This is a genomic window from Novosphingobium sp. HNCC26BN242 (assembly GCF_057180525.1).
The window spans coordinates 622,365-648,869 of the sequence record NZ_JBXUGM010000003.1 but is presented as its reverse complement, the minus strand read 5'-3'; the positions used below and the strand labels follow the sequence as shown (position 1 = coordinate 648,869).

28 protein-coding genes are annotated in these 26,505 nt (G+C 60.4%); 19 read left to right on the top strand and 9 right to left on the bottom strand.

Annotated elements, in window-relative coordinates:
- The first annotated feature begins 330 nt into the window (after positions 1 to 330).
- The gene (locus AC2A1F_RS15030) at positions 331 to 594 is read left to right on the top strand and encodes a hypothetical protein (protein WP_484209563.1); all 264 of its coding nucleotides are present in this window, start codon (positions 331 to 333) and stop codon (positions 592 to 594) included.
- A 215-nt stretch (positions 595 to 809) separates the two neighbouring features.
- Positions 810 to 1,337 carry a MarR family transcriptional regulator gene (locus tag AC2A1F_RS15025; RefSeq protein ID WP_484209562.1) on the top strand — a complete coding sequence of 176 codons (528 nt, stop codon included), beginning with the start codon at positions 810 to 812 and terminating at the stop codon, positions 1,335 to 1,337.
- Positions 1,338 to 1,426: 89 nt separating this feature from the next.
- Here AC2A1F_RS15025 and eno read toward each other — a convergent pair whose 3' ends face one another.
- A complete protein-coding gene (gene eno, locus AC2A1F_RS15020; RefSeq protein ID WP_484209561.1) occupies positions 1,427 to 2,713 on the bottom strand; it encodes a phosphopyruvate hydratase in 1,287 nt (428 codons plus the stop codon).
- A 255-nt stretch (positions 2,714 to 2,968) separates the two neighbouring features.
- Here eno and AC2A1F_RS15015 point away from each other — a divergent pair, with 255 nt between their 5' ends.
- The 6 genes from AC2A1F_RS15015 to AC2A1F_RS14990 all read left to right on the top strand — a co-directional run bounded on the left by AC2A1F_RS15015 (position 2,969) and on the right by AC2A1F_RS14990 (position 6,719).
- Positions 2,969 to 3,562, top strand: a complete 594-nt coding sequence (locus tag AC2A1F_RS15015) for a hypothetical protein (RefSeq protein WP_484209560.1) — start codon at positions 2,969 to 2,971, stop codon at positions 3,560 to 3,562.
- A 33-nt stretch (positions 3,563 to 3,595) separates the two neighbouring features.
- Positions 3,596 to 4,000 (top strand): phage holin family protein, encoded by a 405-nt coding sequence (locus AC2A1F_RS15010; RefSeq protein WP_484209558.1) that lies wholly within the window; start codon positions 3,596 to 3,598, stop codon positions 3,998 to 4,000.
- On the top strand, positions 3,997 to 4,281 hold the full coding sequence (locus AC2A1F_RS15005; protein WP_484209557.1) for a hypothetical protein: 285 nt from the start codon (positions 3,997 to 3,999) through the stop codon (positions 4,279 to 4,281). The genes AC2A1F_RS15010 and AC2A1F_RS15005 overlap by 4 nt, the downstream gene beginning before the upstream one ends.
- Position 4,282: 1 nt before the next feature.
- Complete coding sequence (locus tag AC2A1F_RS15000; RefSeq protein ID WP_484209556.1) at positions 4,283 to 4,777, top strand: hypothetical protein; 495 nt, start codon at positions 4,283 to 4,285, stop codon at positions 4,775 to 4,777.
- 109 nt (positions 4,778 to 4,886) lie between these two features.
- Positions 4,887 to 5,108: a DUF4170 domain-containing protein gene (locus tag AC2A1F_RS14995; RefSeq protein ID WP_484209555.1), complete on the top strand. Its 222-nt coding sequence runs from the start codon at positions 4,887 to 4,889 to the stop codon at positions 5,106 to 5,108.
- 108 nt (positions 5,109 to 5,216) lie between these two features.
- Positions 5,217 to 6,719 (top strand): hypothetical protein, encoded by a 1,503-nt coding sequence (locus AC2A1F_RS14990; RefSeq protein ID WP_484209554.1) that lies wholly within the window; start codon positions 5,217 to 5,219, stop codon positions 6,717 to 6,719.
- Positions 6,720 to 6,747: 28 nt separating this feature from the next.
- Here AC2A1F_RS14990 and greA read toward each other — a convergent pair whose 3' ends face one another.
- From greA to carA, 4 genes are all read right to left on the bottom strand, one after another.
- Positions 6,748 to 7,224, bottom strand: a complete 477-nt coding sequence (gene greA, locus AC2A1F_RS14985) for a transcription elongation factor GreA (RefSeq protein WP_484209553.1) — start codon at positions 7,222 to 7,224, stop codon at positions 6,748 to 6,750.
- A 127-nt stretch (positions 7,225 to 7,351) separates the two neighbouring features.
- Positions 7,352 to 10,675, bottom strand: coding sequence for a carbamoyl-phosphate synthase large subunit (carB, locus tag AC2A1F_RS14980; RefSeq protein WP_484209552.1), 3,324 nt, complete (start codon positions 10,673 to 10,675; stop codon positions 7,352 to 7,354).
- 3 nt (positions 10,676 to 10,678) lie between these two features.
- Positions 10,679 to 11,164, bottom strand: a complete 486-nt coding sequence (locus AC2A1F_RS14975) for a hypothetical protein (RefSeq protein WP_484209551.1) — start codon at positions 11,162 to 11,164, stop codon at positions 10,679 to 10,681.
- A complete protein-coding gene (carA, locus tag AC2A1F_RS14970; RefSeq protein ID WP_484209550.1) occupies positions 11,164 to 12,333 on the bottom strand; it encodes a glutamine-hydrolyzing carbamoyl-phosphate synthase small subunit in 1,170 nt (389 codons plus the stop codon). Before carA ends, AC2A1F_RS14975 begins: the two co-directional genes overlap by 1 nt.
- Before the next feature lie 161 nt (positions 12,334 to 12,494).
- Between carA and AC2A1F_RS14965 the strand changes: the two genes are divergently transcribed.
- The 4 genes from AC2A1F_RS14965 (at position 12,495) to AC2A1F_RS14950 (ending at position 17,505) form a co-directional block, all read left to right on the top strand.
- Entirely contained in the window at positions 12,495 to 12,950 is a 456-nt protein-coding gene (locus tag AC2A1F_RS14965; protein WP_484209549.1) for a GatB/YqeY domain-containing protein, read from the top strand.
- A gap of 7 nt (positions 12,951 to 12,957) precedes the next feature.
- Entirely contained in the window at positions 12,958 to 14,823 is a 1,866-nt protein-coding gene (gene dnaG, locus AC2A1F_RS14960; protein WP_484209548.1) for a DNA primase, read from the top strand.
- A 64-nt stretch (positions 14,824 to 14,887) separates the two neighbouring features.
- On the top strand, positions 14,888 to 16,894 hold the full coding sequence (gene rpoD, locus AC2A1F_RS14955; RefSeq protein ID WP_484209547.1) for an RNA polymerase sigma factor RpoD: 2,007 nt from the start codon (positions 14,888 to 14,890) through the stop codon (positions 16,892 to 16,894).
- On the top strand, positions 16,891 to 17,505 hold the full coding sequence (locus AC2A1F_RS14950) for a DUF2059 domain-containing protein (protein ID WP_484209546.1): 615 nt from the start codon (positions 16,891 to 16,893) through the stop codon (positions 17,503 to 17,505). The genes rpoD and AC2A1F_RS14950 overlap by 4 nt, the downstream gene beginning before the upstream one ends.
- A 13-nt stretch (positions 17,506 to 17,518) precedes the next feature.
- Here AC2A1F_RS14950 and AC2A1F_RS14945 read toward each other — a convergent pair whose 3' ends face one another.
- Together AC2A1F_RS14945 and AC2A1F_RS14940 are read right to left on the bottom strand one after the other, a co-directional pair.
- On the bottom strand, positions 17,519 to 17,974 hold the full coding sequence (locus AC2A1F_RS14945) for a DUF3237 domain-containing protein (protein ID WP_484209545.1): 456 nt from the start codon (positions 17,972 to 17,974) through the stop codon (positions 17,519 to 17,521).
- The gene (locus AC2A1F_RS14940; protein ID WP_484209544.1) at positions 17,971 to 19,263 is read right to left on the bottom strand and encodes a flavin-dependent oxidoreductase; all 1,293 of its coding nucleotides are present in this window, start codon (positions 19,261 to 19,263) and stop codon (positions 17,971 to 17,973) included. Before AC2A1F_RS14940 ends, AC2A1F_RS14945 begins: the two co-directional genes overlap by 4 nt.
- A gap of 200 nt (positions 19,264 to 19,463) precedes the next feature.
- On the opposite strand from AC2A1F_RS14940, the gene rpiB reads away from it, so the two are divergent.
- From rpiB to AC2A1F_RS14910, 6 genes are all read left to right on the top strand, one after another.
- The gene (gene rpiB, locus AC2A1F_RS14935; protein WP_484209614.1) at positions 19,464 to 19,901 is read left to right on the top strand and encodes a ribose 5-phosphate isomerase B; all 438 of its coding nucleotides are present in this window, start codon (positions 19,464 to 19,466) and stop codon (positions 19,899 to 19,901) included.
- Between the two features lie 14 nt (positions 19,902 to 19,915).
- Positions 19,916 to 21,226, top strand: a complete 1,311-nt coding sequence (glyA, locus tag AC2A1F_RS14930; RefSeq protein ID WP_484209543.1) for a serine hydroxymethyltransferase — start codon at positions 19,916 to 19,918, stop codon at positions 21,224 to 21,226.
- A 3-nt stretch (positions 21,227 to 21,229) separates the two neighbouring features.
- On the top strand, positions 21,230 to 21,691 hold the full coding sequence (nrdR, locus tag AC2A1F_RS14925; protein WP_484209542.1) for a transcriptional regulator NrdR: 462 nt from the start codon (positions 21,230 to 21,232) through the stop codon (positions 21,689 to 21,691).
- Positions 21,688 to 22,443, top strand: a complete 756-nt coding sequence (locus tag AC2A1F_RS14920; protein ID WP_484209541.1) for an RNA methyltransferase — start codon at positions 21,688 to 21,690, stop codon at positions 22,441 to 22,443. The genes nrdR and AC2A1F_RS14920 overlap by 4 nt, the downstream gene beginning before the upstream one ends.
- A 193-nt stretch (positions 22,444 to 22,636) precedes the next feature.
- Positions 22,637 to 23,248 carry a 30S ribosomal protein S4 gene (gene rpsD / locus AC2A1F_RS14915; protein WP_484209540.1) on the top strand — a complete coding sequence of 204 codons (612 nt, stop codon included), beginning with the start codon at positions 22,637 to 22,639 and terminating at the stop codon, positions 23,246 to 23,248.
- Between the two features lie 145 nt (positions 23,249 to 23,393).
- Positions 23,394 to 23,615, top strand: coding sequence for a hypothetical protein (locus tag AC2A1F_RS14910; RefSeq protein WP_484209539.1), 222 nt, complete (start codon positions 23,394 to 23,396; stop codon positions 23,613 to 23,615).
- Here AC2A1F_RS14910 and tgt read toward each other — a convergent pair.
- A complete protein-coding gene (gene tgt, locus AC2A1F_RS14905) occupies positions 23,612 to 24,760 on the bottom strand; it encodes a tRNA guanosine(34) transglycosylase Tgt (protein ID WP_484209538.1) in 1,149 nt (382 codons plus the stop codon). The two genes, AC2A1F_RS14910 and tgt, sit on opposite strands and share 4 nt — an antisense overlap.
- A 62-nt stretch (positions 24,761 to 24,822) precedes the next feature.
- Here tgt and AC2A1F_RS14900 point away from each other — a divergent pair, with 62 nt between their 5' ends.
- Positions 24,823 to 25,611, top strand: coding sequence for a TSUP family transporter (locus tag AC2A1F_RS14900; RefSeq protein ID WP_484209537.1), 789 nt, complete (start codon positions 24,823 to 24,825; stop codon positions 25,609 to 25,611).
- Positions 25,612 to 25,658: 47 nt separating this feature from the next.
- Here AC2A1F_RS14900 and AC2A1F_RS14895 read toward each other — a convergent pair whose 3' ends face one another.
- Positions 25,659 to 26,495 (bottom strand): hypothetical protein, encoded by an 837-nt coding sequence (locus tag AC2A1F_RS14895; protein WP_484209536.1) that lies wholly within the window; start codon positions 26,493 to 26,495, stop codon positions 25,659 to 25,661.
- Between the last annotated feature and the right edge of the window lie 10 nt (positions 26,496 to 26,505).

Sequence of the window (26,505 nt, the reverse complement as noted above, 5' to 3'; positions counted from 1 at the left end):
GCGATCAAGGTCCGCCAGAAAAAGGGCCCCGCGCTCTGTCACTAGGGGTCCATAGCAGAGGCCCTGATCCCACTTCGGGATAGTGTAGCCAAGTAAATCCGCGCCTCTGAAAGTCCGCGCAGCGGAAAGCGCGGCAGCGGTTCAAAGATCAGTGTCAGCGGACCTTCGGGGCTCTGGAGACCTGCTCAATTGGGAAAACTGTGTCAATCTACCGTTTAAATCTGAGGTGCTGGAACAGTTTGGAATAAATGGGGTTTCTCCTGCACGGTTAGTCAGGCAACGGCAAAGCCGCCGTCAGGGGCAAAACCGCCGTCAGGAGCAACGCGATAAATGGACGGTATGCTTGAATGGTTGGCGGCGCTTGGTACGATTGCGGCTGCGACGCTCGTCGCGATGGATCTGGGTCGGCGAACCACCGGCTGGGGCTTTGTCCTGTTCGTGCTTGTTTCGGTTTTCTGGATAATCTCTGGGATCATCAATGACACAGGTTCTATCGTATTGCAGAACGCAGCGCTGGTTCTGATAAATGTCTGGGGCGTGTGGCGATATCTGTTAAATCCAGAACGGAGACAACTTGACGAAAAAGCAGGATAAGTACTGCCAATATGGTTCAAACAGCTTTGTCAAAACAGGCCATTTTTCAGTTCAAAATGTTGATTTTCTTTATTTATATTCGCTCAGTTGATAGCAAGATAAGGCACTTTACTTAGTCTTCTCCCGAATGGCCCACAGGCGGCTGTTGATTGATCCCGTATTCCCGGGCTGAAATCAACGGCAGCCCTTGATACCGCAACAGGGGGTTGCACAGGATGGGCAAGGATCAACTTCGCACCAAAGCGCGGCGACTTATCGCGGCGGCCAATGAATTGCTGGCCATAGCGCATGAACTCGAAGCTGCAGACGGGGGCTTGCGCATTGATGACTTTGCCGCAAACCACAGTGCAAAGGACAGCCCGGTCTGGGCTGAAATTGCCCGCAGCACTTATCGGGACCGCAGGCGCAGAGCCGATATTTTCGCAGATCCAGCCCTGTTTGGTGAACCCGCCTGGGACATTTTGCTTGATCTGTTCATCGCAGCGAAAGAGCGCAAGCGTCTGCCTGTCACCAGCGCATGTATCGGCGCAGCGGTCCCTGCAACCACGGCATTGCGCTGGTTGACGGTGCTTGAGGAAAAAGGGCTGATCATGCGCGAAAACGACTCGAACGATGCGCGCAGGGTCTTTGTCCGCCTTTCAGCAGAAGGGTATGAAAAGATGGTCGCCTACTTCTCCGACGTGGCGGGCGACATGCGCAGCGACGAGGGTATAGACACCCCTGCTCTACGTATGGCCCAATAAGAACAGTCAGTTGGCGCAAACAGCATCAGAAAAGAAAACGGTGCCACTCCTTTAAGGCGCAGCACCTTGTTTTCCTTGCATTGTCAGCTTCAGTTACTGAGCCGTCCAAACGCCGAAACGCCGGCATAACGCGCCGACATGCCCAGCTCTTCTTCAATGCGGATAAGCTGATTGTATTTTGCAAGCCGGTCTGACCTTGCGAGTGAACCGGTCTTGATCTGGCCGCAGTTAGTGGCGACCGCAAGATCGGCAATGGTGGCATCCTCGGTCTCACCCGACCGGTGCGACATGACGGCGGTGTAGCCGTTGCGCTGCGCAATGCTGACTGCTTCCAGCGTTTCGGTAAGCGTGCCGATCTGGTTGACCTTTACCAGCAGCGAGTTGGCCAGACCCTTGCCAATGCCCATTTCCAGACGGCGCGGATTGGTGACGAACAAGTCATCACCCACCAGTTGAACGCGCTTGCCGACCTTGGCAGTGATCGCGGCCCAACCTTCGAAATCGTCTTCGCTCATACCATCTTCAATCGAGATGATCGGGTAAGCATCGCACAGGGCAGCGAGATAGTCGGCCATGGCTTCGGGCGAGAGCGAGAGCCCTTCGCCGCTGATTTCGTACTTGCCGCCCTTGAAGAATTCGGTCGCAGCGCAATCGAGCGCGAGCTGAATGTCGGTGCCCGGCTTGAAGCCTGCCTTTTCCACCGAGGCCATGATGAAATCGAGCGCATCGCGCGTGCTGGCAAGGTTGGGCGCAAAGCCGCCTTCATCACCCACCGCGGTGTTAAGCCCCTTTTCCTGCAGGCCCTTCTTCAGCGTGTGAAAAATCTCGGCCCCCCAACGCACGGCTTCGGCCAGCGATGGCGCGCCGACCGGCATGATCATGAATTCCTGGAAATCGATCGGATTGTCAGCATGTTCGCCGCCGTTGATGATGTTCATCATCGGCACCGGCAACACATGAGCGGAAACGCCACCGATGTAGCTGTAGAGTGGCATCCCGCGTGCATCAGCAGCGGCCTTGGCCACGGCGAGGCTGACGCCGAGGATGGCATTGGCGCCAAGACGGCTCTTGTTGTCGGTGCCATCCAGTTCGATCATGGCAAGATCGATATCGCGCTGGTCTTCGGCATCAAGGCCAAGGATACATTCGGAAATGTCGGAGTTTACCGCCGTAACCGCCTTGGTCACGCCCTTGCCAAGATACCGCGCCTTGTCGCCATCGCGCAGTTCCACCGCTTCGTGCGCGCCGGTCGATGCGCCTGATGGCACGGCGGCCCGGCCAAAGCTGCCGTCCTCCAGCAGAACATCGACTTCGACCGTGGGATTGCCACGGCTGTCGAGGATTTCACGCGCATGGATATCGATGATCGCAGTCATGGTCTGCTCCCTGCTGGTCGGCGGCAAAAGGTGCGCCGGGATATGGGCCCCAAATTCGGGCTACGCTTTGGCGCGGCTCCTATCGGGTGGAACCATGGCAGGCAAGCCGCGTTTGCAGTGCAGCATACCTATCCGGGCCGATCTATCGGCGCTTGCCTCTTGCAAACCGTCATACAGGTCTAGCAAGATGCAACGTAAAGCCCATATCTGGATAACAACAGAACACACGCGCGAACTGCCGAAGGGAAACGAGACATGGCCGATACTCCGATGACCCCCGCCGACGCTCCAATTGATGCGCCCAAGAAGCGCGCTGCCAAGAAGAAGATTGAAGAGGCTGTAGCCTCGATTGGTCCTGCGGTTGATGAAGCAACCGAAACCGCGAAGGGCCGCTTCAACAAGGCGATCGAGGAAGCCAAGGCTGGCGCCGAGGCTTTGAAGGGCGAAGCTTTGGAAAAGGGCGCAGCCTACAAGGCGAAAGTCGCTGGCACCACGTCCGATTGGGTTGGCGAGGCGAAGGTCTATGCCGGACAGGCCAAAGAAAAGGGCGCAGAGCTTGCTGTGGAAGGCAAAGCCCGCGCCAGCGATGCTCTGGCAACATTGGGCAAGACGATTTCCGACACCGCGCCGACTATCGATGAAAAGCTGGGCGCACAGTACGGGGATTATGCCCGCACCGCTGCTCGGACCATTCAGGAAACGGCGGCAAAGCTGGAAGCCAAGGATCTGGCCGAACTGGGCGATGATGTGAAGGAATTCGTGCGCAAAAGCCCGGGCGTGGCCATCGGTGTGGCCGCAGTGGCGGGGTTCGCCATCGCCAAGCTGCTTTCGGGCCGTTCGGACGATTGAGGCCCCTCCTGTTACGGGGGCGACAGCAGCCTGATGAACGAAACTGAAAACAACAGGATGGTCGATGAAGCGCCAGCCGATGAAGGTATCGGCGGCGCGATCAAGGCGTTGATCGAAGACGGCCAGACCCTGCTCGAAGCAGAAATCGCCTATCGCAAAGCCCAAGCCGGTTATGGCTTGGGCGAAGCGAAGGTGATCGGTCTGCTGCTAGTGCTGGGCCTGACCTTTGGCTTTTTCATGCTGCTGGCGCTGGTTGTAGGATTGCTTCTGGCAGTAGCAACGGTGGCGGGGGTTTGGGGTGCGCTGGCGATTGTCGGGGGTGTGCTGGCCGTTCTTTCCATCCTGTGCCTGTGGCTCGCCGCAAAGCGCATGGGTCGGGCCAGATCGGCGTTGAGCAGCGATATTGGCAAAAGCGCAAATGCCGGAGGTGCATCGTGAACGACGCCAACACCCTTTCCGGCGCGCGCGCGCTGCGTGATGAAGCCCTCGCCGTGGTCAAGGGCGATCTCGAAATCGTCAAAAAGGAGATTTCTCCCGGACGAATGAAGGAACGCGCGCTCGACGAAGCCGTTGAGATGATCGACAGCGCGCGAGATATCGCGCGCGAAAACAAGACCGTGATTGGCGCGGTGCTGGCGGCTTTGGTTGCATGGCTTCTGCGCAAGCCGCTGCAGCGGCTAGGGCGCCGTGCTCTGAACATGGTCCGACACGGAGATTGAAATGGAAGATGAATTGAACCCTACCGAACAGGCAACACTGCGCGAAAAGGTGGATGCTGCGAGGAATCGTCTGGTTGAGCGTACCGCTGCAGCCAAACCCGTTCAGACCGTCAAGGGTCTGATCGAAGAGCATCCGGTGGCCTCTGTCGCCGCTGGCATCCTGCTTGGCGCACTGATTGCCAAGGCACTGCCATCAGGCAACCGTTCTTCGCCAAAAGTCGAAGAAGCAACGAAGTCTTTGCGCAAGAGCGCCGCTGGCCTTGCCACAATCGCCGGGAAGATGGCGCTAGATTATGCCACGCGCGCCCGCGATCTTGGCCGTGAAGGGCTGCACAAGGCAGAAGACGTGGGCAGCACTGTTGGCGGGAAACTGGCCGATGGCGGCGACGAAGCCCGGCGCAAGGCCATCGACTTCGCTGACATCGCGCGCAATGCCATTATCGAAGCCAGCGAAGCCGCGCTGCACAAGATCAATGACCTGAAGACCCGCAAGTAAGGCGGCATGATGCGCGCAATTATGCGTGAATACGCGCATCGCTGACTTGCGCAAAAGGCTGCTTTTTGTCACTGGCGACGGACCATTCCTCCCCAATGGAAAGTCGCCAATGCAAAAGCTGCACCTCGTTATGGGCGGGCGGGTCAAAGACCCGCAGGGCCTTGAATTCGTAGACCTCAAAGCCATCGATCTTGTGGGCGTGTTCCCAGATTATGCCAGCGCCGAAGAAGCATGGCGTGGCGCAGCGCAACGCACGGTGGACGATGCCGAGATGCGCTATGTGATTGTGCACATGCACCGGCTTCTGGAACCCGAACTGCCACCAGCTTAGATCAGGCAAGATATCGCCCCCGGACTGCAACACGCCGGGGGCGATTGATTCCAGCAGACCTGCATACTCAACGTAATCTTTAAGCCTTTGCCATTACTGGTGCGGCTGATGCCACACACCAGCACGACTTCGGCGCTTTACGTTGAATCAGGAACAAGCTTCCTGACCCGCAAGTGGTCGATTGAATTGGCCTGTTTTGCAACGTTTGCGCTGCTCACTCGCATCACTGCTTTTGGTGATGCAGGGTATACCAACGACGAAGCCTTCTATTGGCTGGTTGGACAGCAAGGCCATAGCGGTCTTCTGCCCTATGTCGACATATGGGATCGCAAGGGTCCTGCTCTCTTCGCCCTGACATATGCCATTTCGGCGATTTCATCATCAATCATCGCCCTGCAAATGGCAGGCTGGCTTTTTGCCACATTGACCGCTCTGGTCATTGCGCAATGCGTTGCCAGATTGGCAAACCAAACGGGCGCGCTTTTCGCAGGCCTTCTCTACCTCGCTTTTTTGCCACTTTATGGTGGTGGCGCGGCACAATCCCCTGTGTTCTACAACCTGCTCATGGCGCTTGCGGCGCTGATGGTAATCTGGGGAGCGCAGACGACCAATAGCACTTGGCGGCGACTGGCCTTTCCTGTTGCGATGGCCAGCGCGGGCCTGGCGATAGCGATCAAGCTGTCGGCTGTGCTGGAAGGCGTGTTTTTCGGATGCTTTTGCATCTGGCACTTGCGCAGATCAGGAGCGAATTGCGCTTGCCTCCTTCGGCATACGCTTGTGCTGGCCCTGTGCGGAGCCGCGCCGCTACTGGGCTTTGCCATAGCCTATGCCTTGATCGGTCACGGCGACGTTTTCTGGAGCGCGATGATCGATTCAAATACCCATCGCACCTTCTACAGCCCAAGCGAAACCCTTACCCGAGCGTTGTGGTTTACGCTCAATGCATCCCCGGTACTTTTGCTATGCGGCATCGGTTTGCGCGGGTGGTCTGCCAACGGATGGCGCCTTGGCTTCATTGCTGGCTGGCTTGGCGCAGCAGTGCTGGGCATCACTGCCATGGGAAACTTTTTCGAGCATTACACCCTGCCCTTGCTGGTTCCGGCCAGCATCGCGGCAAGCCAGGCATTTTCAAGCGGGCAACTACGGCGAAGCACGGCTACGTGGTTGCTGATTGGCATCGTTGTGATCGGTCCGGCAGTACGGATAGACCATCGTATCGTGTCGCACAAAGGTCTTGCCGCGATGGTTGACGCAATCAAGCAAAGCAATCCAAGCCCAAGAATGCTTGTCTACGAAGGTCCGATAGCGCTTTATTCATTAGCCGATGCGCAGTTGCCACCCAGCCCGCTGCTTTTCACCACACATCTTTACCATCGGTTCGAGCATAACGCCTCCCCTTATGAAACTGGTGCGGAAATGCAGCGGATCCTGGCGTGGAAACCTGAAGTTATCGTGATTTATGATGACTTGGAGCGAGCCAGCGAAAACCCTGCAACGTCTGGCCTTGTACGCGGCTACCTGAAAAACTGCCGCCGACTGGTAAAGGCACCTGTGCAGCAGGTCTTCGCCAGTGCGGCAGTTTCAGTCTACGGCGATTGTCGAACCGGATGACGCCTGTAGATCCAGCCCTTCAACGCCTTCAGATGAATTCAATCTTCTTGACCAGATAGAACTTGTCACCCGCAGGCACGGTCACTTCGATCTCTTCGTCAACCTTGCGGCCGATCAGTGCCTTGCCCAGTGGCGAGTTGTAGCTGATCATGCCCTTTTTGGCGTCTGCCTCATAAGGGCCGACGATCTGGTACTTTACCGGCTTCTCGTCTTCGTCGAGCAGCGAAACGGTTGCTCCGAAGATAATCTTGTCGCCCGACAGCGTGGTAGGATCAATGATCTGCGCACGGCTAATCCGGTCTTCAAGATCGGCAATCGTCGCCTCAACCTGGCCCTGACGCTCCTTCGCCGCATGATATTCGGCGTTTTCAGACAGATCGCCATGGGCGCGCGCTTCCTCGATCGCATCCACGATCAGCGGACGCTCATCGCGCAGCGCCTTCAGCTCGGCCGTCAGGCGTTCATAGCCTGCTGCAAGCATCGGCAGCTTTTCCACACTCGCCATCCGTTACTCTCTTTCCTGTCATGCCCCGGTTGCCGTTGCGGCCACCGAAGGAAAACCTACCCCCACCGACCGACGCCGTGTGCGCCGAGCCGGACCATCTTGGTAACGATGCCGGGAATTAAAAGGTTCAGCTATAATAGTCCTGCAATGAACGCACTTCAAGTTCGGCAGTCCGCAATGCCGCAATTGCCTCCACTGCGGCGACAGATGCGGCTGCGGTGGTGAAGTATGGCACGCGCGATGCCAATGCCGATGCACGGATCGAGGCGGAGTCCTTGTGGCTCTGCCAACCTTCGGTGGTGTTGAAGATCAAGGCAATTTCACCATCGATGATGCGATCCACAATGTGCGGACGCCCTTCGGCCACTTTGTTCACGCGTTCGACATTTACGCCAGCATCAGCCAGATAACGCGCCGTGCCGCCTGTGGCGATGATTTTGAAACCCAGTCCGTCCAGCTTGGTGACAGCAGGCAGAATGATCGCCTTGTCGCTGTCCTTGACCGATACGAACACCGTGCCACCCTGTGGCAGCTTGGTCCCTGCACCCAACTGCGATTTGGCGAAGGCTACCGCAAAGGTGCTGTCGATGCCCATGACTTCGCCGGTGGACTTCATCTCGGGCGACAGCACCGGATCGACGCCGGGGAAGCGGGCAAACGGGAACACAGCTTCCTTGACCGCCATGTAATCAATCTCGCGCTTGATCGGCGGCAGGTCAGCCAGCTTCTCCCCCGCCATGATCCGCGCGGCGAACTTGGCGATGGGCGTGCCTACGGCCTTGGCCACAAAGGGCACGGTGCGGCTGGCGCGCGGGTTCACCTCGATCAGGTAGACTTCGCCGTCCTTGATCGCGAACTGGATGTTCATCAGTCCGCGCACGTTGAGGCCTCGCGCCAGCAGCACGGCCTGCCGCTCCATCTCGGCGATGATTTCGGGCGAGAGGCTGTAGGGCGGCAGCGTGCAGGCGCTGTCGCCCGAATGGATGCCCGCTTCCTCGATATGCTGCATCACGCCCGCAACGGTCACGTCGGTACCATCGGCCAGCGCATCGACATCGCATTCGATCGCATCGCGCAGATACTGGTCGATCAGCACCGGGCTGTCGCCTGAAACCTGCACGGCCGTGGCGATATAGTTGTCCAACTGCTCAAGGCTATCGACGATTTCCATTGCGCGGCCACCCAGCACATAGCTGGGGCGGATCAGCACCGGATAGCCGATGCGGGTGGCTACGGCGACAGCTTCATCCCGGCTGCGCGCAATGCCGTTCAGCGGCTGTTTGAGGCCGAGCTTGGCGACCAGCGCGGCAAAGCGCTCACGATCTTCGGCAAGGTCGATGGAGTCAGGCGTGGTGCCCAGGATCGGAATGCCCGCATCCTGCAGCGCCTGCGCCAGCTTCAGCGGGGTCTGCCCGCCGAACTGCACGATCACGCCGACCAGTTCGCCGTTCGACTGCTCCAGTTCAAGGATTTCGAGCACGTCTTCGGCGGTCAGCGGTTCGAAATAGAGGCGGTCAGACGTGTCGTAGTCGGTCGAAACCGTTTCCGGGTTGCAGTTGACCATGATGGTTTCGAACCCGGCATCGCCCAGCGCATAGCAGGCGTGGCAGCAGCAATAGTCGAACTCGATACCCTGCCCGATGCGGTTTGGCCCACCGCCGAGGATGACGATCTTTTTCCGGTCGGTCGGCGCGGATTCGTTCTCCGGCTCGCCAAACAGCGCGCTTTCATAGGTGGAGTACATGTAGGGCGTGACCGCCTCGAACTCGGCTGCGCAGCTGTCGATACGCTTGAATACCGGACGCACGCCCAGCTTGTGGCGCAGCGCGCGGACTTCGGCCTCGCTGGTGGCCCCGGCCATCGCCGAAAGCACATCGTGCAGGAGGCCCGATCGCTTGGCCTGTGTTTCCCCCATGCCGCCTGCAACACCGATGCCGCGCACGGCCAGTGTGGCGAGGCGCTTGTCGGAAAAGCCCATGGCCTTCAACCGGCGCAGGCCAGCAGCGTCGTTGGGCAAGCCGTCCTTCTGGATGGTCTGCTCTTCGGCGATGATTTCGGCGATCTGGCGCAGGAACCACGGTTCGTATTTGGTGATCGCGTTGACTTCATCCACCGTGAAGCCCTCGCGGAAGGCCTGTGCGATGGCGAGGATGCGGTCTGGCGTCGCCTTGCTCAGCGCAGCGGTGATCTGGTCGCGGCTGGCGCCTTCCAGTTCAACCACGCGGTTGAAGCCGTCGAGGCCGGTTTCCAGCCCGCGTAGGGCCTTCTGCATCGATTCCTTGAAGTTGCGGCCAATCGCCATCACTTCGCCGACAGACTTCATCGCCGTGCCAAGGTTGTTGTCCGCGCCCTTGAACTTTTCAAAGGCAAAGCGCGGGATCTTGGTCACGACGTAGTCCAGCGTCGGCTCGAACGCCGCAGGCGTTGCCCCGGTAATGTCGTTCATGATCTCGTCGAGCGTGTAACCCACGGCGAGCTTCGCCGCGACCTTGGCAATCGGGAAGCCGGTGGCCTTCGATGCAAGGGCCGATGAACGCGACACGCGCGGGTTCATCTCGATCACGATCATGCGGCCATCGGCGGGGTTCACCGCGAACTGCACGTTCGAACCGCCGGTTTCCACGCCGATCTCGCGCAGCACAGCGATGCTGGCGTTGCGCATGATCTGGTATTCCTTGTCGGTCAGCGTCAGCGCCGGGGCGACCGTGATCGAATCCCCGGTGTGGACGCCCATCGGATCGACGTTTTCAATCGAGCAGACGATGATGCAGTTGTCGTTTTTATCGCGGACAACCTCCATCTCGTACTCTTTCCACCCCAGCAGCGATTCATCGATCAGCACTTCGGTGGTGGGGCTGGCTTCAAGGCCGCCCTTCACGATCTTGACGAATTCGTCCTTGTTATAGGCAATGCCTCCGCCGGTGCCGCCCATGGTGAAGCTGGGACGGATGATCGAAGGCAGGCCGGTGCGCTCCAGCACGGCCAGCGCTTCTTCGACCGTATGGGCAATGCCCGAGCGCGCCGATTCGAGCCCGATCTTGTCCATCGCCTCGCGGAAGCGCTGGCGATCTTCGGCCTTGTCGATCGCATCGGCATCGGCACCGATCATCTGCACGCCGTACTTCTCCAGCGTACCATCGTTGAACAGCGCCAGCGCAGTGTTCAGCGCGGTCTGCCCGCCCATCGTCGGCAGCAGCGCATCGGGCCGCTCCTTCTCGATGATCTTGGCGACGATTTCCGGCGTGATCGGCTCGACATACGTCGCGTGCGCCATGTCCGGATCGGTCATGATCGTCGCGGGGTTCGAATTGACCAGGATGATGCGATAGCCCTCTTCCTTGAGAGCTTTCACCGCCTGCGTGCCCGAATAATCGAACTCGCAAGCCTGGCCAATGATGATCGGCCCGGCGCCAATGATCAGGATCGAGGAGATGTCAGTGCGTTTGGGCATAAGTCAGTCCTGCGAAATCTGCTGTATAACAAGTCCGTAGTTGGATCTCTTCGCTCTGCCAGCGGGAACCAACTTCGCGAGTGGCCATGGATCTAGTGGAGTTGGGTTTTCGGTAATTGCAACCCAATGGTCCGCTTTATGATCGTAAGTTATTGCGACGCGTTTTTTCTTAAGCTCTCCACTGAGGGCGCTGAAGAAGTCCGTGCCAATTGCTGAACTGCGCCGAAGGTTTACGGCCTGCAGGTCATATCCAAACCGTTCGGCCACCCAGTTGAAAATCTCGATTAACTCGAAAGCCTCAAAGCCGACCACAACATGATGATGGTCAAGATATCCAAGTCGGTCTGCTGCCATGATCAACTGGCTAAAAATCTCACGCTGCCTCAAGACATCGTCGTTCGGTACAGCTTCTATGTGGCAAATGGCGTTCAGTAGAGAGTACACGCCACACAGACTGTCGCCATAACCCTGCTTGGCACAGTCGCCCATCACCCCAACATCCCCACAAACTTTTCGAACAGATAGAAGCTATCCTGAGGTCCCGGCGATGCCTCTGGGTGATACTGCACCCCGAACGCCCGCTTGCCCTTTACCGCGATGCCGCAGTTCGAACCGTCGAACAGCGAGACGTGGGTTTCCTCAACGGTGTCGGGCAGCGCGGTGTTATCCACCGCGAAGCCGTGGTTCATCGAGGTGATCTCGACCACGCCGTCTTCCATGCGCTTGACCGGGTGGTTTGCGCCACGGTGGCCCTGATGCATCTTGGTGGTGCGCGCACCCGCAGCAAGGCCCAGCATCTGGTGGCCGAGGCAGATGCCGAAGACCGGCAGGTCCATCTCCAGCAGCTTCTGGATCACCGGCACGGCATAGGCCCCCGTCGCCGCCGGATCGCCCGGACCGTTCGACAGGAACACGCCATCGGGCTTGAGTTCGAGGATTGTTTCCAGCGGCGTCTGCGCCGGAACCACCGTCACGCTCGCGCCTGCCTTCACCAGATTGCGGAAGATATTGTCCTTCGCGCCGTAATCGATGGCGACGACATGCTTGCGCGTGTCTCGCGGACTGCGGCCAAAGCCCTTGCCCAGATGCCAGACCGATCCTTCCCACGCCTCTTGGCCCTCACGCGAAACCACGCGGGCAAGATCCATGCCTTCCAGCCCCGGCCATTCGCGCGCGCGGGCGACCAGTGCCGGAATATCGAACGCGCCATCGGGATCGTGCGCGATCACCGCATTTGGCGCACCGCTCATGCGGATGCGGCGGGTCAGCGCGCGGGTATCGAGGCCTGCGATGCCGATCTTGCCGTGCTTTTCCATCCACTGCTGGAATGCCCCGGCGGAGCGGAAGTTGGCAGGCACGGTCACATCCTCGCGCACCACACAGCCCACCGCGCCGGGCACGTCATGGCTTTCCATGTCTTCATCGTTGGTGCCGACATTGCCGATGTGCGGGAACGTGAAGGTCACCACCTGCCCGGCATAGGACGGGTCGGTCATCACTTCCTGATAGCCGGTCATCGCGGTGTTGAAGCACACCTCGCCCACCGCCGCGCCCGTTGCGCCGAAACCACGTCCCCACGCCACGGAACCATCCGCAAGAACAAGAACTCCCGTAGCGCCGTCTGGCTTGGGCGCGTGCGAAAGTGCGGGGTCGGCCATGATATGGGGCGCTCCGTAGGCAGGGGTTATGACGATGTCGCTAAGGGGCGGCGGTTAGACCTGCATCGCCGCAGCGTCAACCTAGCGATTCCCGAAAGTTTCGCTTACATGGGGCGTTTCCCGCCTTTACCGGCGGACAACTTCACAGGAAATACGAACCCATGATCCGCGACACCATCAAGGCCGCGCAGATTTCTGCCATGAAATCGGGCGACAAGGCCCGCCTCGCCGCCGTCCGTCTGATCCTTGCCAAGCTGAAGGACAAGGACATCGAACTGCGCACTGCCTCTGCCGTGCCAGAGGACGATGTGCTGGTCACCGACGTGCTGCAGAAAATGGCCAAACAGCGTCGCGAATCGATCACCATGTTCGAACAGGGCGGACGGCAGGAACTGGCTGATGTCGAACACGCCGAACTGGCCGTGATCGAGGAATTCTTGCCGCAGCAGATGGCCGATGACGACGTGAAGGCCGCTATCGTGGCGCTGATCGCAGAGACGGGCGCTGCAGGCATGAAGGATATGGGCAAGGTTGTGGCGGCGTTGAAGGCTAAACACGGCACGCAGCTTGATATGAGCAAAGCCAGCGGGCTGGTGAAGGCAGCGCTGGCGGGGTGAACGCGCCATGTCCCTAACCCCGCAATGGCTCGACGAACTGCGCACCCGCGTCTCCCTTTCCGGGCTGATCGGGCGGTCTGTTCGCGTGACCAAGGCGGGGCGGGAGTTCAAGGCGTGTTGCCCGTTCCATAACGAGAAGACGCCCAGCTTCACGATCAACGATGAAAAGGGCTTCTACCACTGCTTCGGCTGCGGCGCGCATGGCGATGCGATCCGGTGGATGACCGACCATCAGGGCCTGCCCTTCATGGATGCTGTGAAGGAACTGGCGGTGCAGGCGGGCATGGAAGTCCCCGCGCCTGATCCTCGTGCGGCGAAGAAGGCCGAACAGCAGAAGTCCTTGCATGACGTCATGGCAGCAGCGCAGGACTTCTTTGTGCGCTCTCTGGCCGAAGAGCGCGGCGAACAGGCGCGGCGCTATCTCGCCTCGCGCGGCTTTCCAGCAGGCGTGGTGCGCGAATTCGGCTTCGGCTTTGCGCCCGACAGCCGCACCGCGCTGAAAGAGGCGCTGTCCGCGTTTCCTGACGAAATGCTGATCGAAGCCGGCCTGCGCATCGTGGTCGAAGGGAAAGAGCCATACGACCGCTTCCGGGGCCGCCTGATGCTCCCAATCCTCGACCCACGCGGACGGGTGATAGCGTTCGGTGGCCGCATCCTCAGCGTCGAAAAGACCGATGCGCCGAAATACCTGAACTCGCCCGACACCCCGCTGTTCGACAAGGGCCGCACCGTTTACAACCTGCACCGCGCAGGTCCTGCCTCGCGCCAGAGCGGACGCGTGGTGGTGGTCGAAGGCTACATGGACGTCGTCGCGCTGGCCGCAGCCGGCATAGGCGAGGCCGTCGCCCCGCTCGGCACCGCGCTGACCGAACACCAGATCGAACGGTTGTGGCGGCTAGTGGAAACGCCCACGCTGTGTTTCGATGGCGATGCGGCGGGCCAGCGCGCCGCCATGCGCGCCATCACCCGCGCCCTGCCCCTGCTCCGCCCCGGCCATTCCTTGCGCATCGCCACCCTGCCTGCGGGCATGGACCCTGATGATGTGGTGAAGGCGCAAGGCCCCGCCGCGATGGAAGCCCTGCTCGATGATGCGCGCAGCCTTGTCGATGTGCTGTGGCAGGTAGAACGCGATTCGGCGCCGCTTGCCACGCCCGAAGACAAGGCAGGCCTGAAGGCGCGGTTGTTGCAGCATTGCGAAACGATCCAGCACCCCGATATCAAGTCGCTCTACCGCCGCGAATTGACCGAGCGTTTTGGCGAGCTTGCCTTTGCGCGCAAGGAACGCGTGCCGTTTCAGCCCAGACCGGGCGGCGCTGGCCTGCGCGGCAAAGGGCAACCATGGAAGCCCGCCCCGCCGCCGCTGGCTGAGGAAGACAAGGCCAGAATGCTGCGCATCGGCATCGGACCAAGCACGAACCTGCTGGCCGCAGTGCTCTCAGGCCTGATCCTCTATCCGCAGCATATCGTCCGCCACGCCAATGCTCTGGCGCGCCTGCACCCTGAAGACGCCGGGATGTCGGCGCTAGTTGATGCCCTGCTGGTCGAGTCTGACAGCGTGCAAGCGCTTGAAAGCGAGGCTTTGCGCACCATATTGCTGGAACGTGGGCTTCGGCTCCCGACGGCGCAGGATTACGCCGGAATGCGATTCGGCTTTCTTGCCGGAAGCGGTGATTCGGCGGGCGATGAACTTGCCGAGGCAGTTGCCCTTCTGGTCGAGCTGCCGGCCGTGGAAGAGGCGCTGGAACACGCAACAAAGCGCCACGAAACGGAGTTTTCCGACGAAACTTTCGCTGAACAGCAACGTTTGCGCAAACGAAGGGTGGATTTGTTTGCTCGTTTGGAGCAAATGAACCGCGCTCGTGCTGCGTTATAATTATACAACAAGCGCAACCCGGGTCGCCCAAGGCCCGGCTCTCATATGGTGGTACCGGGGTTAAATGGCTTCGAACGACAAGACCGACAGCGGCGACGCTCCTCTGATCGACCTCAACGATGCATCGGTGAAGAAACTGATCGCCCGCGCCAAACGGCGCGGCATCATCACTTATGACGAATTGAACGAGGCCCTCCCACAGGACCAGATGTCTTCCGAACAGATCGAAGACATCATGGCCGCGATCTCGGAAATGGGCGTCAACATCGTCGAAAGCGATGAAGACGCGGTTGACCCTGAGGAAAAGGCCCAGGACGACGAGCTGGACGAAGCCGAGACGGTCGAAGACCGCCCCGATGTCATCAAGCGCAAGGAAACGATCGAGCGTACCGACGATCCGGTGCGCATGTATCTGCGCGAGATGGGCGCAGTCGAACTGCTCAGCCGCGAAGGCGAAATCGCCATCGCGAAGCGGATCGAAGCCGGGCGCGACACCATGATCATGGGGCTGTGTGAAAGCCCGATCACCTTCCACGCCATCATCCAGTGGTCCGACGCGCTGAACGCCGGTGAAATGCAGCTGCGCGAGATTCTCGATCTCGATGCTATGCTTTCCAAGGAACCGCAGCCCGAAAACCTTTCCGAAGACGGTGAGGAAGCCGGCGAGCCGGAGATCAGCGAAGCCACCGCGGGCCCGACCTTCAAGGAAGAAGAAGACGTCGAGGAGGAAGCTCCGGCCGACGACGAGGATGATGAACTGCGCGAACGCCGCGCCCGTCCAGCCGAGGAAGAGGAAGAGGACAACACCCTCAGCCTCGCCCAGATGGAAGCGCAGCTGAAGCCTGCGGCGCTTGAGCGTTTCGCCGAAATCACCTCGCTGTTCCGGCAGTTTGAAAAAATTCAGGCTGAACGCCTGAATGCGCTTGGTGTGGGCAACGATTTTTCGGTGGCCAAGGAAACGCAGTACCAGAAGCTGCGCGAAGACCTGACGGCGCAAGTGGAATCGGTGCAGTTCCACGCCTCGAAGATCGAATATCTGGTCGATAATCTCTATGCCTTCAACCGCCGCCTGACCACGCTTGGCGGGCAGATGCTGCGCTTGGCAGAGCGTCACAAGGTGCCGCGCAAGGACTTCCTCGACATGTATGTCGGGCACGAGCTTGACGATGGCTGGCTGCAGAGCCTTGCCGCACGCGACAAGAAGTGGGCCGCTTTTGCCGCCAACGAACTGGTGCCGGTTGAACGCATTCGCGCCGAAATCTCGGACATTGCATCGGCCACCGGCATGTCGCTGGGCGAATTCCGCCGCATCGTCAACATGGTGCAAAAGGGTGAGCGCGAGGCGCGCATTGCCAAGAAGGAAATGGTCGAGGCCAACCTGCGCCTCGTGATCTCCATCGCCAAGAAGTACACGAACCGTGGGCTGCAATTCCTGGATCTCATTCAGGAAGGCAACATCGGTCTGATGAAGGCGGTCGACAAGTTCGAATACCGCCGCGGCTACAAGTTCAGCACTTATGCCACGTGGTGGATCAGGCAGGCAATCACGCGCTCCATCGCGGATCAGGCCCGCACGATCCGCATCCCGGTCCACATGATCGAAACGATCAACAAGCTGGTCCGCACAAGCCGCCAGTTCCTGCACGAGCAGGGCCGCGAACCGACGCCGGAAGAAATGGCCGAGCGCCTTTCGATGCCGCTCGAAAAGGTTCGCAAGGTGATGAAAATCGCCAAGGAGCCGATCTCCCTCGAAACGCCCATCGGCGACGAGGAAGATTCGCACCTGGGCGATTTCATCGAAGACAAGAACGCGATCATTCCGGTGGACGCAGCGATTCAGGCCAATCTCAAGGAAACGGTCACCCGCGTCCTTGCAAGCCTGACCCCGCGCGAAGAACGCGTGCTGCGTATGCGCTTTGGCATCGGCATGAACACCGATCACACGCTCGAAGAAGTCGGCCAGCAGTTCTCGGTTACCCGCGAACGCATCCGCCAGATCGAAGCCAAGGCGCTGCGCAAGCTCAAGCACCCGAGCCGCAGCCGCAAGATGCGCTCGTTCCTCGATCAGTGAGCAAGGCTCTGAGAAACTGGCAAGCCGTCGGCGCTTTGGCGCTGGCGGCTTTGCTGCATGCACCTGCCGCAAATGCGCAAGCCGCCGCTAACGCTCCGAATCAAAGCGCGGTTGCCAGCGTCGATCCGGCAAGGTTGGTGATCGCGCGTGAAATCGTCGGCATCGCCTTCCCCACAGACAAGCGGGAAGCCATCTTCGGCGGTGCGATGGACGCGATGCTTGAACAGATGCGCGCCACGATGTTCAGTTCGATGAAGAACGATCCCGGCGCAGAAAAGATCGTCAACGGCAAGGTTGATGGGTTCGTGGCAGGGAGCAAGGTCATCCTGCGCCGCCACATCCCGTCGATGCTTGATGCCGTGGCCGAGGCTTATACCCGCGAGTTCAGCGAAGCCGAATTGACCGAATTGCGCACTTTCGCCCAAACCGACACCGGGACGCACTTTCTGCAGCGCAGTTCTGCGGTGATGAGCGATCCCAGCTTCCGGGCCAGCAATGAGGCCTATATGCGCGATCTGATGCCTTCGATTGAAAAGATGCGCACCGAACTGCTCGAAGACTTATCGCGCTATTTCATGGAACATCCGCCCAAAGCCAGCACAGACAGCTGATCCTCCGCGCGGCTTAATCCACCCGCCAGACACTCAACCGCACCGTGCTACCCACCTTGCCACCGGTTGCAAGAAACAGCGCGCGGTTGACCCAGTCATAGGATGGATGCCCAGTTTCAAGCCGGATCGATGTGCGCATGTAGTATTCAGCCGGATCGACCTCCTCGCCGCCCGCAATCCGCGCATTGATTTCAAGCGAGGCATGGCGGATGCCTTGGCTGATCACTTCGATCACCGCGCCATCTTCGGTTTCGATCGCATAGCGCGCGTCAAGATCGGCAATTCCCCCCGCAAGCACGGTCTGCCAGTCTGCGCCGATGGGCAGGATCCGGCCCGAAAGCAGTGGCCCTGCCACACTGCCGCCCACTATCGGAATGATCCTGCGCTTGCCCGCCGGGCTCTTCCCCATGTCGTGCGGCCGCGAAAGCTCTACGACAAGGTCTGTGGCGTGAGTCAACGCAATCGTCATGCCGGAACTTTCGCCACGCGCGCGCCCGCCGGGATTGTGGGCGGCGCCGTGTTCAGCTGCTCTTTGGCAAAGCCCGCCGCCTTCTGATAGGCCAGCATTAAGGCCGCGCGTTCCTCTGCCGGGATCACATCGTCGATATCGTCAAACGTGCCGCCGCAGCGCTCGTCCACCATGTTGAGCAGGCCGAACGGCCCTGCCCCCCGGTTGCGCATCGCTACCTGCCCGATGGGCCCGCAGAACGCCGCATCAAATTCGGCCAGCGCCGCCGGGCTTACCCCCCGGTCCAGCATGATCCGCCCAATCTGCCGCGCGTCCATGATGGCCTGCGAAGCGCCGTTCGATCCGGTCGGATACATTGGATGCGCCGCATCACCGATCAGCGCCACCGGCCCGTCCACCCACGTCGGCAGAGGATCGCGATCAATCATCGGGTTTTCATAGGCCAAATCGGATTTCGCCAGCAATTCCGGCAGGTCCAGCCAGTCATAGACGAACCCGTCAAACTCATGCGCAAACTCGGACAGTTCGACCGGACGGAACCAGCCCGACTTCGTCCAGTCGTGGTCGGTGTCGTAAGTCTGTTCGGCAATCCAGTTGATATCGGCCAAGCCATCGGCATCCGGCTGCGAAATCGGATAGATCACCACGCGGTGGCGACTTGTGCCCAGGCCCACGAACGATGATCCGCTGCGGATCGGCACGCCGCGCGCCGTGCCGCGCCACATGATCGTGCCGCCCCAATGGATCGGCGGCTGATCGGGATGCATCTGCGCGCGGATGGCCGAATGGATGCCGTCGGCCCCGAACAATAGTGTCCCTGCCACTTCTTCCACAGCGCCCTGACGGTCCTCGACCAGCGCGGTCACCGTGCCGTCAGCTTCCTTGCGATAGCCGGTTACTTTGCTGCCCAGGCGCACCGCCTCCGGTCCCATACGCTCCACCACCTTGCGGTAGAGCATCATGTGGAATTCGCCGCGATGCACCGCATATTGATGCCAGTTGTAACCCGCCAGCTTGCCGCGCGGCTCGGAATATATCTCGCGCCCGTTCAGCCCCACCAGCGCCCATTCGCGCGCGGCAAGGCCCACCCGGTCCATCTCGTCCTCGCCAATGCCAAGGTCTTCCAACTCGCGCACGGCATTGGGCTGGAGGTTTATCCCCACCCCCAACGGCTTCAATTCGCGCACGGATTCAAACACCGTGCAGGCAACGCCAATCTGGTGCAGCGTCAGGGCCAGCGCCAGCCCGCCAATGCCGCCGCCCGCTATCAGCACGTGTTCCTGCGGCATGCCTTATCCCATCCCTCGCGTTTCAAACCGCGCGCGTCTACGCGGTGCAAGCGTTTACTGCAACCTTGGCAATGATCACACCTGTTATGATGAGCCCCATCGGGCAGGATTCGCGCACCGATTTGCGGTGGCTTGTTGCCGCGCAAGAGCTTAAAGGCCCGCCAACGAGTCAATCAGAACGAGTTCGAGAACAGATCCTCATGCGCATTGCCATCGCCTCTGATCATGCCGCCATCGACCTCAAGGCCGCATTGCGCGAATACCTGATCGAGCTTGGCCATGAAGTGGCAGACCTTGGCCCTGAAACCGCAGACCGCGTGGATTATCCCGATTTCGGCTACAAACTGGCCAGCGTCGTGGCCGAAGGCATTGCTGAACGCGGCGTGGCGCTGTGCGGGTCGGGCATCGGCATTTCCATCGCCGTCAATCGCCACCCCGCCTGCCGCTGCGCGCTGGTGTCAGAACCGCTTTCCGCCGCGCTCGCGCGCGAACACAACGATGCCAATGTCATCGCCATGGGCGCGCGCCTGATCGGTGAGGACATGGCCAAGGCCTGCCTCGATGCTTTCCTTTCCACCGATTTCGGCGAAGGCCGCCACACTGGCCGCGTCGAAAAGCTATCCAACCCTGCCTGCTGAAGGAGCCCAGAAAGATGACCACCGCAACTATGGCGCCGGAAATCCGTAAAGCCGGCTTCTTTACCGAGCATCTGGAAACCGCTGACGCCGAAGTCTTCGCCGCGATCAAGGGCGAACTGCACCGCCAGCAGACCAAGATCGAGCTGATCGCCAGCGAGAACATCACAAGCCGCGCCGTGCTCGAAGCAACGGGCTCGGTCTTCACCAACAAGTACGCCGAAGGCTATCCGGGCAAGCGCTATTACGGCGGCTGCGAATATGCCGACATCGTCGAAAATCTGGCGATTGAGCGCGCCAAGCAGCTGTTCGGCTGCAACTTCGCCAACGTGCAGCCCAATTCGGGCAGCCAGATGAATCAGGCCGTGTTCCTCGCGCTGCTGCAGCCGGGCGACAGCTTCATGGGGCTGGACCTGAACTCGGGCGGCCACCTGACCCACGGCTCGCCCGTGAACATGAGCGGCAAGTGGTTCAACGTGATTCCCTATGGCGTGCGCCCGGACGATCACATGATCGACATGGACGAAGTTGCCCGCCTTGCGCGTGAGCATAAGCCCAAGCTGATCATCGCAGGCGGCACCGCCTATTCGCGCACGTGGGATTGGGCCGCGTTCCGCGCCATTGCTGATGAAATCGGCGCATGGCTGCTGGTCGATATGTCGCACATCTCAGGTCTGGTCGCTGGCGGCGCGCACCCCTCGCCCTTCCCGCATGCCCATGTCGTCACCAGCACCACGCACAAGAGCTTGCGCGGTCCGCGCTCGGGCATCATCCTGACCAATGACGAGGATCTGGCCAAGAAGTTCAACATGGCGGTGTTCCCCGGCATGCAGGGCGGTCCGCTGGTCCATGTGATCGCGGGCAAGGCCGTGGCCTTCGCCGAAGCGCTGCGCCCAGAATTCAAGGCTTATGCCCACCAGATCGTCAGCAACGCCAAGGCATTGGCCGAAAGCGTCAAGGAAGCAGGCCTCGGCATCGTCTCGGGCGGCACCGACAACCACCTGATGCTGGTTGATCTGACCGCCAAGGACGTAACTGGCAAGGCCGCGGAAAAGGGCCTCGATCGCGCATGGCTCACTTGCAACAAGAACGGCGTGCCGTTTGACAAGCGCTCGCCCTTCGTCACCTCGGGCATTCGCCTTGGCACGCCTGCAGGCACCACGCGCGGCTTCCGCGAAGACGAATTCCGCCTGATCGGCAAACTGATCGTCGAAGTCGTCGATGGTCTTGCGCGCAATGGCGATGAAGGTGATGGGCAGGTCGAACAGCGCGTGCGCGATCAGGTTGCCGAACTGTGCACGCGGTTCCCGATCTACCCGGAGCTGTAAGGTTTGCGCTGCCCCTTCTGTGCCCACGATAACAGCCAGGTAAAAGACAGCCGGCCGAGCGAGGACAACACCTCGATCCGCCGGCGTCGGCAGTGCGAAGGCTGCGGGGCACGGTTCACCACATTCGAACGCGTGCAACTGCGCGAAGTGCTGGTGGTAAAAAGCGGCGAAAGGCGAGAGCCTTTTGACCGGCTGAAGATCGAACAATCGGTTGCCCTCGCCTGCCGCAAGCGCCCGGTGTCGCAAGAACGGCTTGACCAGCTTGTATCTGGCATCCAGCGCCAGATTGAGACTATGGGCGATGCCGAAGTGCCGTCAAAGGCCATCGGTGAGATGGTGATGGAAGGCCTGCGCCAGTTGGACAGCGTCGCCTATATCCGCTTCGCCAGCGTCTACCGCGATTTCACCGAGGCTCGCGATTTTGAGGAATTTGCCAGCAGCGTGCGTGAGATTGGCAACCTGTGAGCACGCTTGAAAACCCGCCGACGCAGCCGATCATCGTGCTAGTGCGCCCGCAACTGGGCGAAAACATTGGCAAGGCCGCGCGTGCCATGCTCAATTTCGGGCTGACCGACCTGCGACTGGTCGCCCCGCGCGATGGCTGGCCCAATCCTTCGGCTGGCCCTGCCGCTGCCGGGGCCGATGAAGTGCTGGCCAAGGCGCAAGTGTTCGATACGCTGGCCGAAGCAGTCAGCGAATGCAGCCACGTCTATGCCACCACCGTGCGCAAGCGTGGCGTGACCAAGCCGGTGCTGACGCCCGAACAGGCCGCGCTCGACGTCGTGCGCGCGCCCGCACGCAGCGCGATCATTTTCGGGCCGGAACGCTCAGGGCTGGAAACCGATGACGTGGCGCTGGCCCGCGCGATCATCACCGTGCCGATCAACCCGCAGTTCGGCTCGCTGAACCTCGCGCAGGCGGTCATCCTGTGCGCCTACGAATGGTCCAAACACGCCGATCTGGTGCAGCCCACGGTCGAAGACATACTGCCCCCTGCCCCGCAGGAAGAATTTGAAGGCATGTTCGAACAGTTGTGCGACATGCTGGAGCCGCGCGGCTATTTCGAACCGCATAGCCGTGCGGACGCCACGCGCCGCACCTTGCGCACAATGATGACCAAGCCGGGCTGGAACCACCTCGAACTGCGCACTTTTCGGGGTGTATTGAGTGCGCTGCGTCGCAAGCGCGGCTCAAAACCCGGCGACCCGCTGGATTGACGCGCCACTTCCAGCACGCATCGACCCACCAACCCTTGACAACCGCCCTCATCTCTGTTCTTGGCCGCGCTTCGCAATTGGCCTCGCACTCCCGGTGAAGCGGTGGCCGCATCTAGCAACAGGCTGGATGGTGCGGTTCCGGGACTAGAAGCATCGGCACGTGGCCGGTGCATTGCAAATTGAAAGGCAGCGCATGTCCAAGCGCAAGGCATCTAAGTACAAAATTGACCGTCGTCTGGGTGAAAACATCTGGGGCCGTCCCAAGTCATCGGTAAACCGTCGTTCGTATGGCCCCGGCCAGCACGGCCAGCGCCGCAAGAGCAAGGTGTCGGACTTCGGCATCCAGCTGCGCGCAAAGCAGAAGCTCAAGGGCTACTACGGCGACGTGACCGAAAAGCAGTTCAAGCGCACCTATCAGGAAGCGTCGAAGATGAAGGGCGATACAGGGCAAAACCTGATCGGCCTGCTCGAACAGCGCCTCGACATGGTCGTATACCGCGCCAAGTTCGCGCCGACCGTGTTCTCGTCGCGCCAGATCGTTTCGCACGGTCACATCTATGTGAACGGCGTGAAGTGCAACATCGCCTCGCGTCGCGTTCGCCCCGGTGACGTGATCAGCCTCGGCAAGAAGGCCAAGGAAATGGCCCTGATCGCTGAAGCGCAGACCCTGCCAGAGCGTGAAGTACCCGATTATGTTGCCACTGATGGTGACAAGGTGACCTTCACCCGCGTGCCGACGCTGGATGAAGTGCCTTATCCGGTGAAGATGGAACCGAACCTGGTTGTCGAGTTCTACTCGCGCTGATCGGTCTTCCGGCCTTACGGAACAAGCAAAGAGGCGGGGCGCAAGCCCCGCCTCTTTCGCGTTTGGAGACCCTTTTTCACGTTGTGAAACAGTGCGTTACATTTGATTTCCGTAGGCCACTTTTGCGCTGTGTCGTGGAACTGACATGCTTTCCGTCCATTGGAACAGCATGATGCTCTACCGCTTCGTGACCCCGCACCGCACCGGCAAATGGTACTCCGACCTCCTCATCGCGCAGCAGCAGGCCTTCGCGATTGGCGCAGGGTTCTTCGACAAGAAGAGCGGCGGCTTCTATCCTTACAAGGATACGCGGTTAGAGGTGGACGGTGATTTGGTCGGCGGATCGCCAGAAGGCATTGCCGCCTAACGCGCAAAGTAATCCCGCCGGAAATCGGCTGCAAACGCAGCGAAGCGCCCCTCGCTGATCGCGGTCCGCATGCCTTCCATAAGCTGCTGATAAAACCACAGGTTATGCTCGGTCAGCAGCATGGCCCCCAGCATTTCGCCCGACTTGTGCAGATGATGCAAATAGGCGCGGCTATATTTCGTGCACGTCGGGCAAGGACAGCGCTCGTCCAACGGTCCCATATCCTCGGCATGGCGGGCATTGCGCATATTCAGCGGGCCATTCCAGGTGAACGCTTGCCCATTACGCCCTGATCGCGTCGGCAGCACACAGTCGAACATGTCGACTCCGCGCTCCACGGCGCCTACAAGATCGTCAGGCTTGCCCACACCCATCAGGTAGCGCGGGCGATCGGCAGGCAGTTGCTGCGGCGCAAAGTCCAGCGTGGCAAACATTGCCTCCTGCCCCTCGCCCACTGCCAGACCGCCAATGGCATAGCCGTCAAAGCCCACATCGATCAGCGCATCGGCACTGGCTGAGCGCAGGCCTTCGTCCAGCGCCCCTTGCTGAATGCCAAACAGCGCAGAGCTAGCGGCATGATCACCACCCGAATCAAACGCATCGCGGCTCCGCTTGGCCCAGCGCATCGACATTTCCATCGATTTGGCAATCACATCGCGCGGTTGATCGGCGCGGGGACATTCATCAAAGCACATCACGATGTCAGACCCCAGCAGCCGCTGGATCTCCATCGACCGTTCCGGGCTCAACATATGGCGCGATCCATCCAGATGGCTGGCAAAGGTCACGCCCTCCTCGGTGATCTTGCGCAGATCCGAAAGGCTCATCACCTGATAGCCACCGCTATCGGTCAGGATCGGCCGGTCCCACCCGCCGAACTTGTGCAATCCGCCCAGTCGCGCCACGCGCTCTGCGCCCGGGCGCAGCATCAGGTGGTAGGTGTTGCCCAGAATGATGTCGGCACCCGTGGCTCGCACATCCTCCATCTTCATCGCCTTGACCGTCGCCGCGGTGCCCACTGGCATGAAGGCAGGCGTGCGGATATCCCCGCGCATCATGCGGATCGTGCCGGTGCGGGCCTTGCCATCAGTAGCGTGGATATCGAAGGCAAAGCGGGGCGCAGAGGGAGTCGCAGAGGGAGTCATTGTGCGGTGTCTCGGACGAAAAGAATGTTGCGGCCCTTAGGCGCAATCGCCAAGAGGCGCAAATGCCCGACTTTCTGCTATTTGACCCGGTAACTTTGGACCTGTGGTTCTATCCCGCGCTGACGCTCGTCGCGGTGCTCTCGGGCTTTATCGATGCCGTGGCGGGCGGTGGCGGGCTGGTGATGATGCCGGTGCTCCTGTCAACGCCCCTGCCCCCGCACGTGGTCTTGGGCACCAACAAGATCCAGTCGGCTTGCGGCACTTCAATGGCGACATGGCGCTATCACAAGGCCGGCATGTTCAGCTTCCGCCAAAGCGCACCGACCGCGGCCGTAGTCTTCGCCGGAGCGCTGGCAGGATCGATGGCTATTCAGCGGCTTAGCGCCGACATCCTCAAGCTGGTTGTCCCCGCCCTGCTGATCACCGTCGCGCTCTACACGGTGCTATCCCCCGGCATGACCGACGATGATCGCCACGCCCGCCTGTCAGAGCGCGGTTATATGCCGGTGGGAGCTGGCGTTGCGTTCTATGACGGGTTCTTCGGACCCGGTGCAGGGCAATTCTTCACCACCACGCTGGTCGCCTTGCGCGGGCTTGGGCTGACGCGGGCGACGGGGCTCACGAAATATCTTAACGTCACCAGCAACATCGCCAGCGTCATCGTGTTCACTGTCGGTGGACAGGCGATGGTGATCCTTGGTTTGTGCATGGGAGTTGGCGCGATGACCGGCGCTTGGATCGGTTCGCACTATGCGACCAAGTTCGGTGCCAAAGTGATCCGACCGCTGCTCGTCATCGTCAGCATTGGACTGACGCTCAGGCTCATTTGGGGATGGTTTGCAGCGACTTAGGGGCAGTTAGGTGCATCTAGGTGAATCTAGGTGCATCTAGGTGCACTTCAGGAATCATAGGGGCATTCTGCAGGCGGCTCGTCTGCCTTTGCCCGCGCCTTGCGCACCAGCAGCCGTTCAGGCCGCCTCTCCTGCGCCACTTTGAACAGTTGCGAGGTCTGGTTGACGTAGTTTGCCACCGAGCTTGCACCCTGAATATGCTCCACCAATTCGGGTGTGCGCTCGGCCTCGAACAAGCGCAGCGGGCGGGTGGGATCGTGCGCTTCAAAGCGGACGTAGAACCACGGCTCCCCACGCTTGAGCACCAGTTCCTTTTTCGTGTCGTACCATTCGAATGCCCACATCATCGGGCGCTGCCAAATGTGGATGGGCAGGCGGCCACCGATGACAGAACCGGGCCAAGGATCTGGCTGGTAATGCAGAAACGGCGGCATCTGGGTCATGAAGACCGGCTCGTCGCTCAGGAAGATATAGGGCGTGATGATCTGGATCACCGGGCGTTCGGGGTGCCGCCATTCCTTTTCTGATACCATCGCCAGCATCGCGTTGAGGTGCTTGGTGCGAACGGTGGATTTGTCACCATCGGCGTTGACGAGAACCGGCGCGCCCTTTTCGTTTCGGCCAAAGCGCAGGCGCAGGTCGATGGGGCACGTTACTTCGAACAGGCGCGCTTCGTGATCGATCACGCCGGGGCAGTAGTTGACCGACTTGGCATGGCGTGGCGCGGGATCGCTGCGCCTCACGCGCCGCGGTTCAGCCCAGATGAACCGCGCCTTGTCGGTATCGAGCAGCCAGCCCACATCGACCGCACGGGAGGCAGGTGCGAAGGGTGCAGCAGGTTCTGCACCCTTCGCGCCATCGCCGCCGGACAGCCAGCGCCTCATTCTCTCAATC

Bases quoted from the DNA above. Each gene is read 5' to 3' on its own strand.
- AC2A1F_RS15030 (WP_484209563.1), top strand. From the start codon at position 331: ATGGACGGTATGCTTGAATGGTTGGCGGCGCTTGGTACGATTGCGGCT.
- AC2A1F_RS15025 (WP_484209562.1), top strand. From the start codon at position 810: ATGGGCAAGGATCAACTTCGCACCAAAGCGCGGCGACTTATCGCGGCG.
- eno (WP_484209561.1), bottom strand. From the start codon at position 2,713: ATGACTGCGATCATCGATATCCATGCGCGTGAAATCCTCGACAGCCGT.
- AC2A1F_RS15015 (WP_484209560.1), top strand. From the start codon at position 2,969: ATGGCCGATACTCCGATGACCCCCGCCGACGCTCCAATTGATGCGCCC.
- AC2A1F_RS15010 (WP_484209558.1), top strand. From the start codon at position 3,596: ATGAACGAAACTGAAAACAACAGGATGGTCGATGAAGCGCCAGCCGAT.
- AC2A1F_RS15000 (WP_484209556.1), top strand. From the start codon at position 4,283: ATGGAAGATGAATTGAACCCTACCGAACAGGCAACACTGCGCGAAAAG.
- AC2A1F_RS14995 (WP_484209555.1), top strand. From the start codon at position 4,887: ATGCAAAAGCTGCACCTCGTTATGGGCGGGCGGGTCAAAGACCCGCAG.
- AC2A1F_RS14990 (WP_484209554.1), top strand. From the start codon at position 5,217: ATGCCACACACCAGCACGACTTCGGCGCTTTACGTTGAATCAGGAACA.
- greA (WP_484209553.1), bottom strand. From the start codon at position 7,224: ATGGCGAGTGTGGAAAAGCTGCCGATGCTTGCAGCAGGCTATGAACGC.
- carB (WP_484209552.1), bottom strand. From the start codon at position 10,675: ATGCCCAAACGCACTGACATCTCCTCGATCCTGATCATTGGCGCCGGG.
- AC2A1F_RS14975 (WP_484209551.1), bottom strand. From the start codon at position 11,164: ATGGGCGACTGTGCCAAGCAGGGTTATGGCGACAGTCTGTGTGGCGTG.
- carA (WP_484209550.1), bottom strand. From the start codon at position 12,333: ATGGCCGACCCCGCACTTTCGCACGCGCCCAAGCCAGACGGCGCTACG.
- AC2A1F_RS14965 (WP_484209549.1), top strand. From the start codon at position 12,495: ATGATCCGCGACACCATCAAGGCCGCGCAGATTTCTGCCATGAAATCG.
- dnaG (WP_484209548.1), top strand. From the start codon at position 12,958: ATGTCCCTAACCCCGCAATGGCTCGACGAACTGCGCACCCGCGTCTCC.
- rpoD (WP_484209547.1), top strand. From the start codon at position 14,888: ATGGCTTCGAACGACAAGACCGACAGCGGCGACGCTCCTCTGATCGAC.
- AC2A1F_RS14945 (WP_484209545.1), bottom strand. From the start codon at position 17,974: ATGACGATTGCGTTGACTCACGCCACAGACCTTGTCGTAGAGCTTTCG.
- AC2A1F_RS14940 (WP_484209544.1), bottom strand. From the start codon at position 19,263: ATGCCGCAGGAACACGTGCTGATAGCGGGCGGCGGCATTGGCGGGCTG.
- rpiB (WP_484209614.1), top strand. From the start codon at position 19,464: ATGCGCATTGCCATCGCCTCTGATCATGCCGCCATCGACCTCAAGGCC.
- glyA (WP_484209543.1), top strand. From the start codon at position 19,916: ATGACCACCGCAACTATGGCGCCGGAAATCCGTAAAGCCGGCTTCTTT.
- rpsD (WP_484209540.1), top strand. From the start codon at position 22,637: ATGTCCAAGCGCAAGGCATCTAAGTACAAAATTGACCGTCGTCTGGGT.
- AC2A1F_RS14910 (WP_484209539.1), top strand. From the start codon at position 23,394: ATGCTTTCCGTCCATTGGAACAGCATGATGCTCTACCGCTTCGTGACC.
- tgt (WP_484209538.1), bottom strand. From the start codon at position 24,760: ATGACTCCCTCTGCGACTCCCTCTGCGCCCCGCTTTGCCTTCGATATC.
- AC2A1F_RS14900 (WP_484209537.1), top strand. From the start codon at position 24,823: ATGCCCGACTTTCTGCTATTTGACCCGGTAACTTTGGACCTGTGGTTC.
- AC2A1F_RS14895 (WP_484209536.1), bottom strand. From the start codon at position 26,495: ATGAGGCGCTGGCTGTCCGGCGGCGATGGCGCGAAGGGTGCAGAACCT.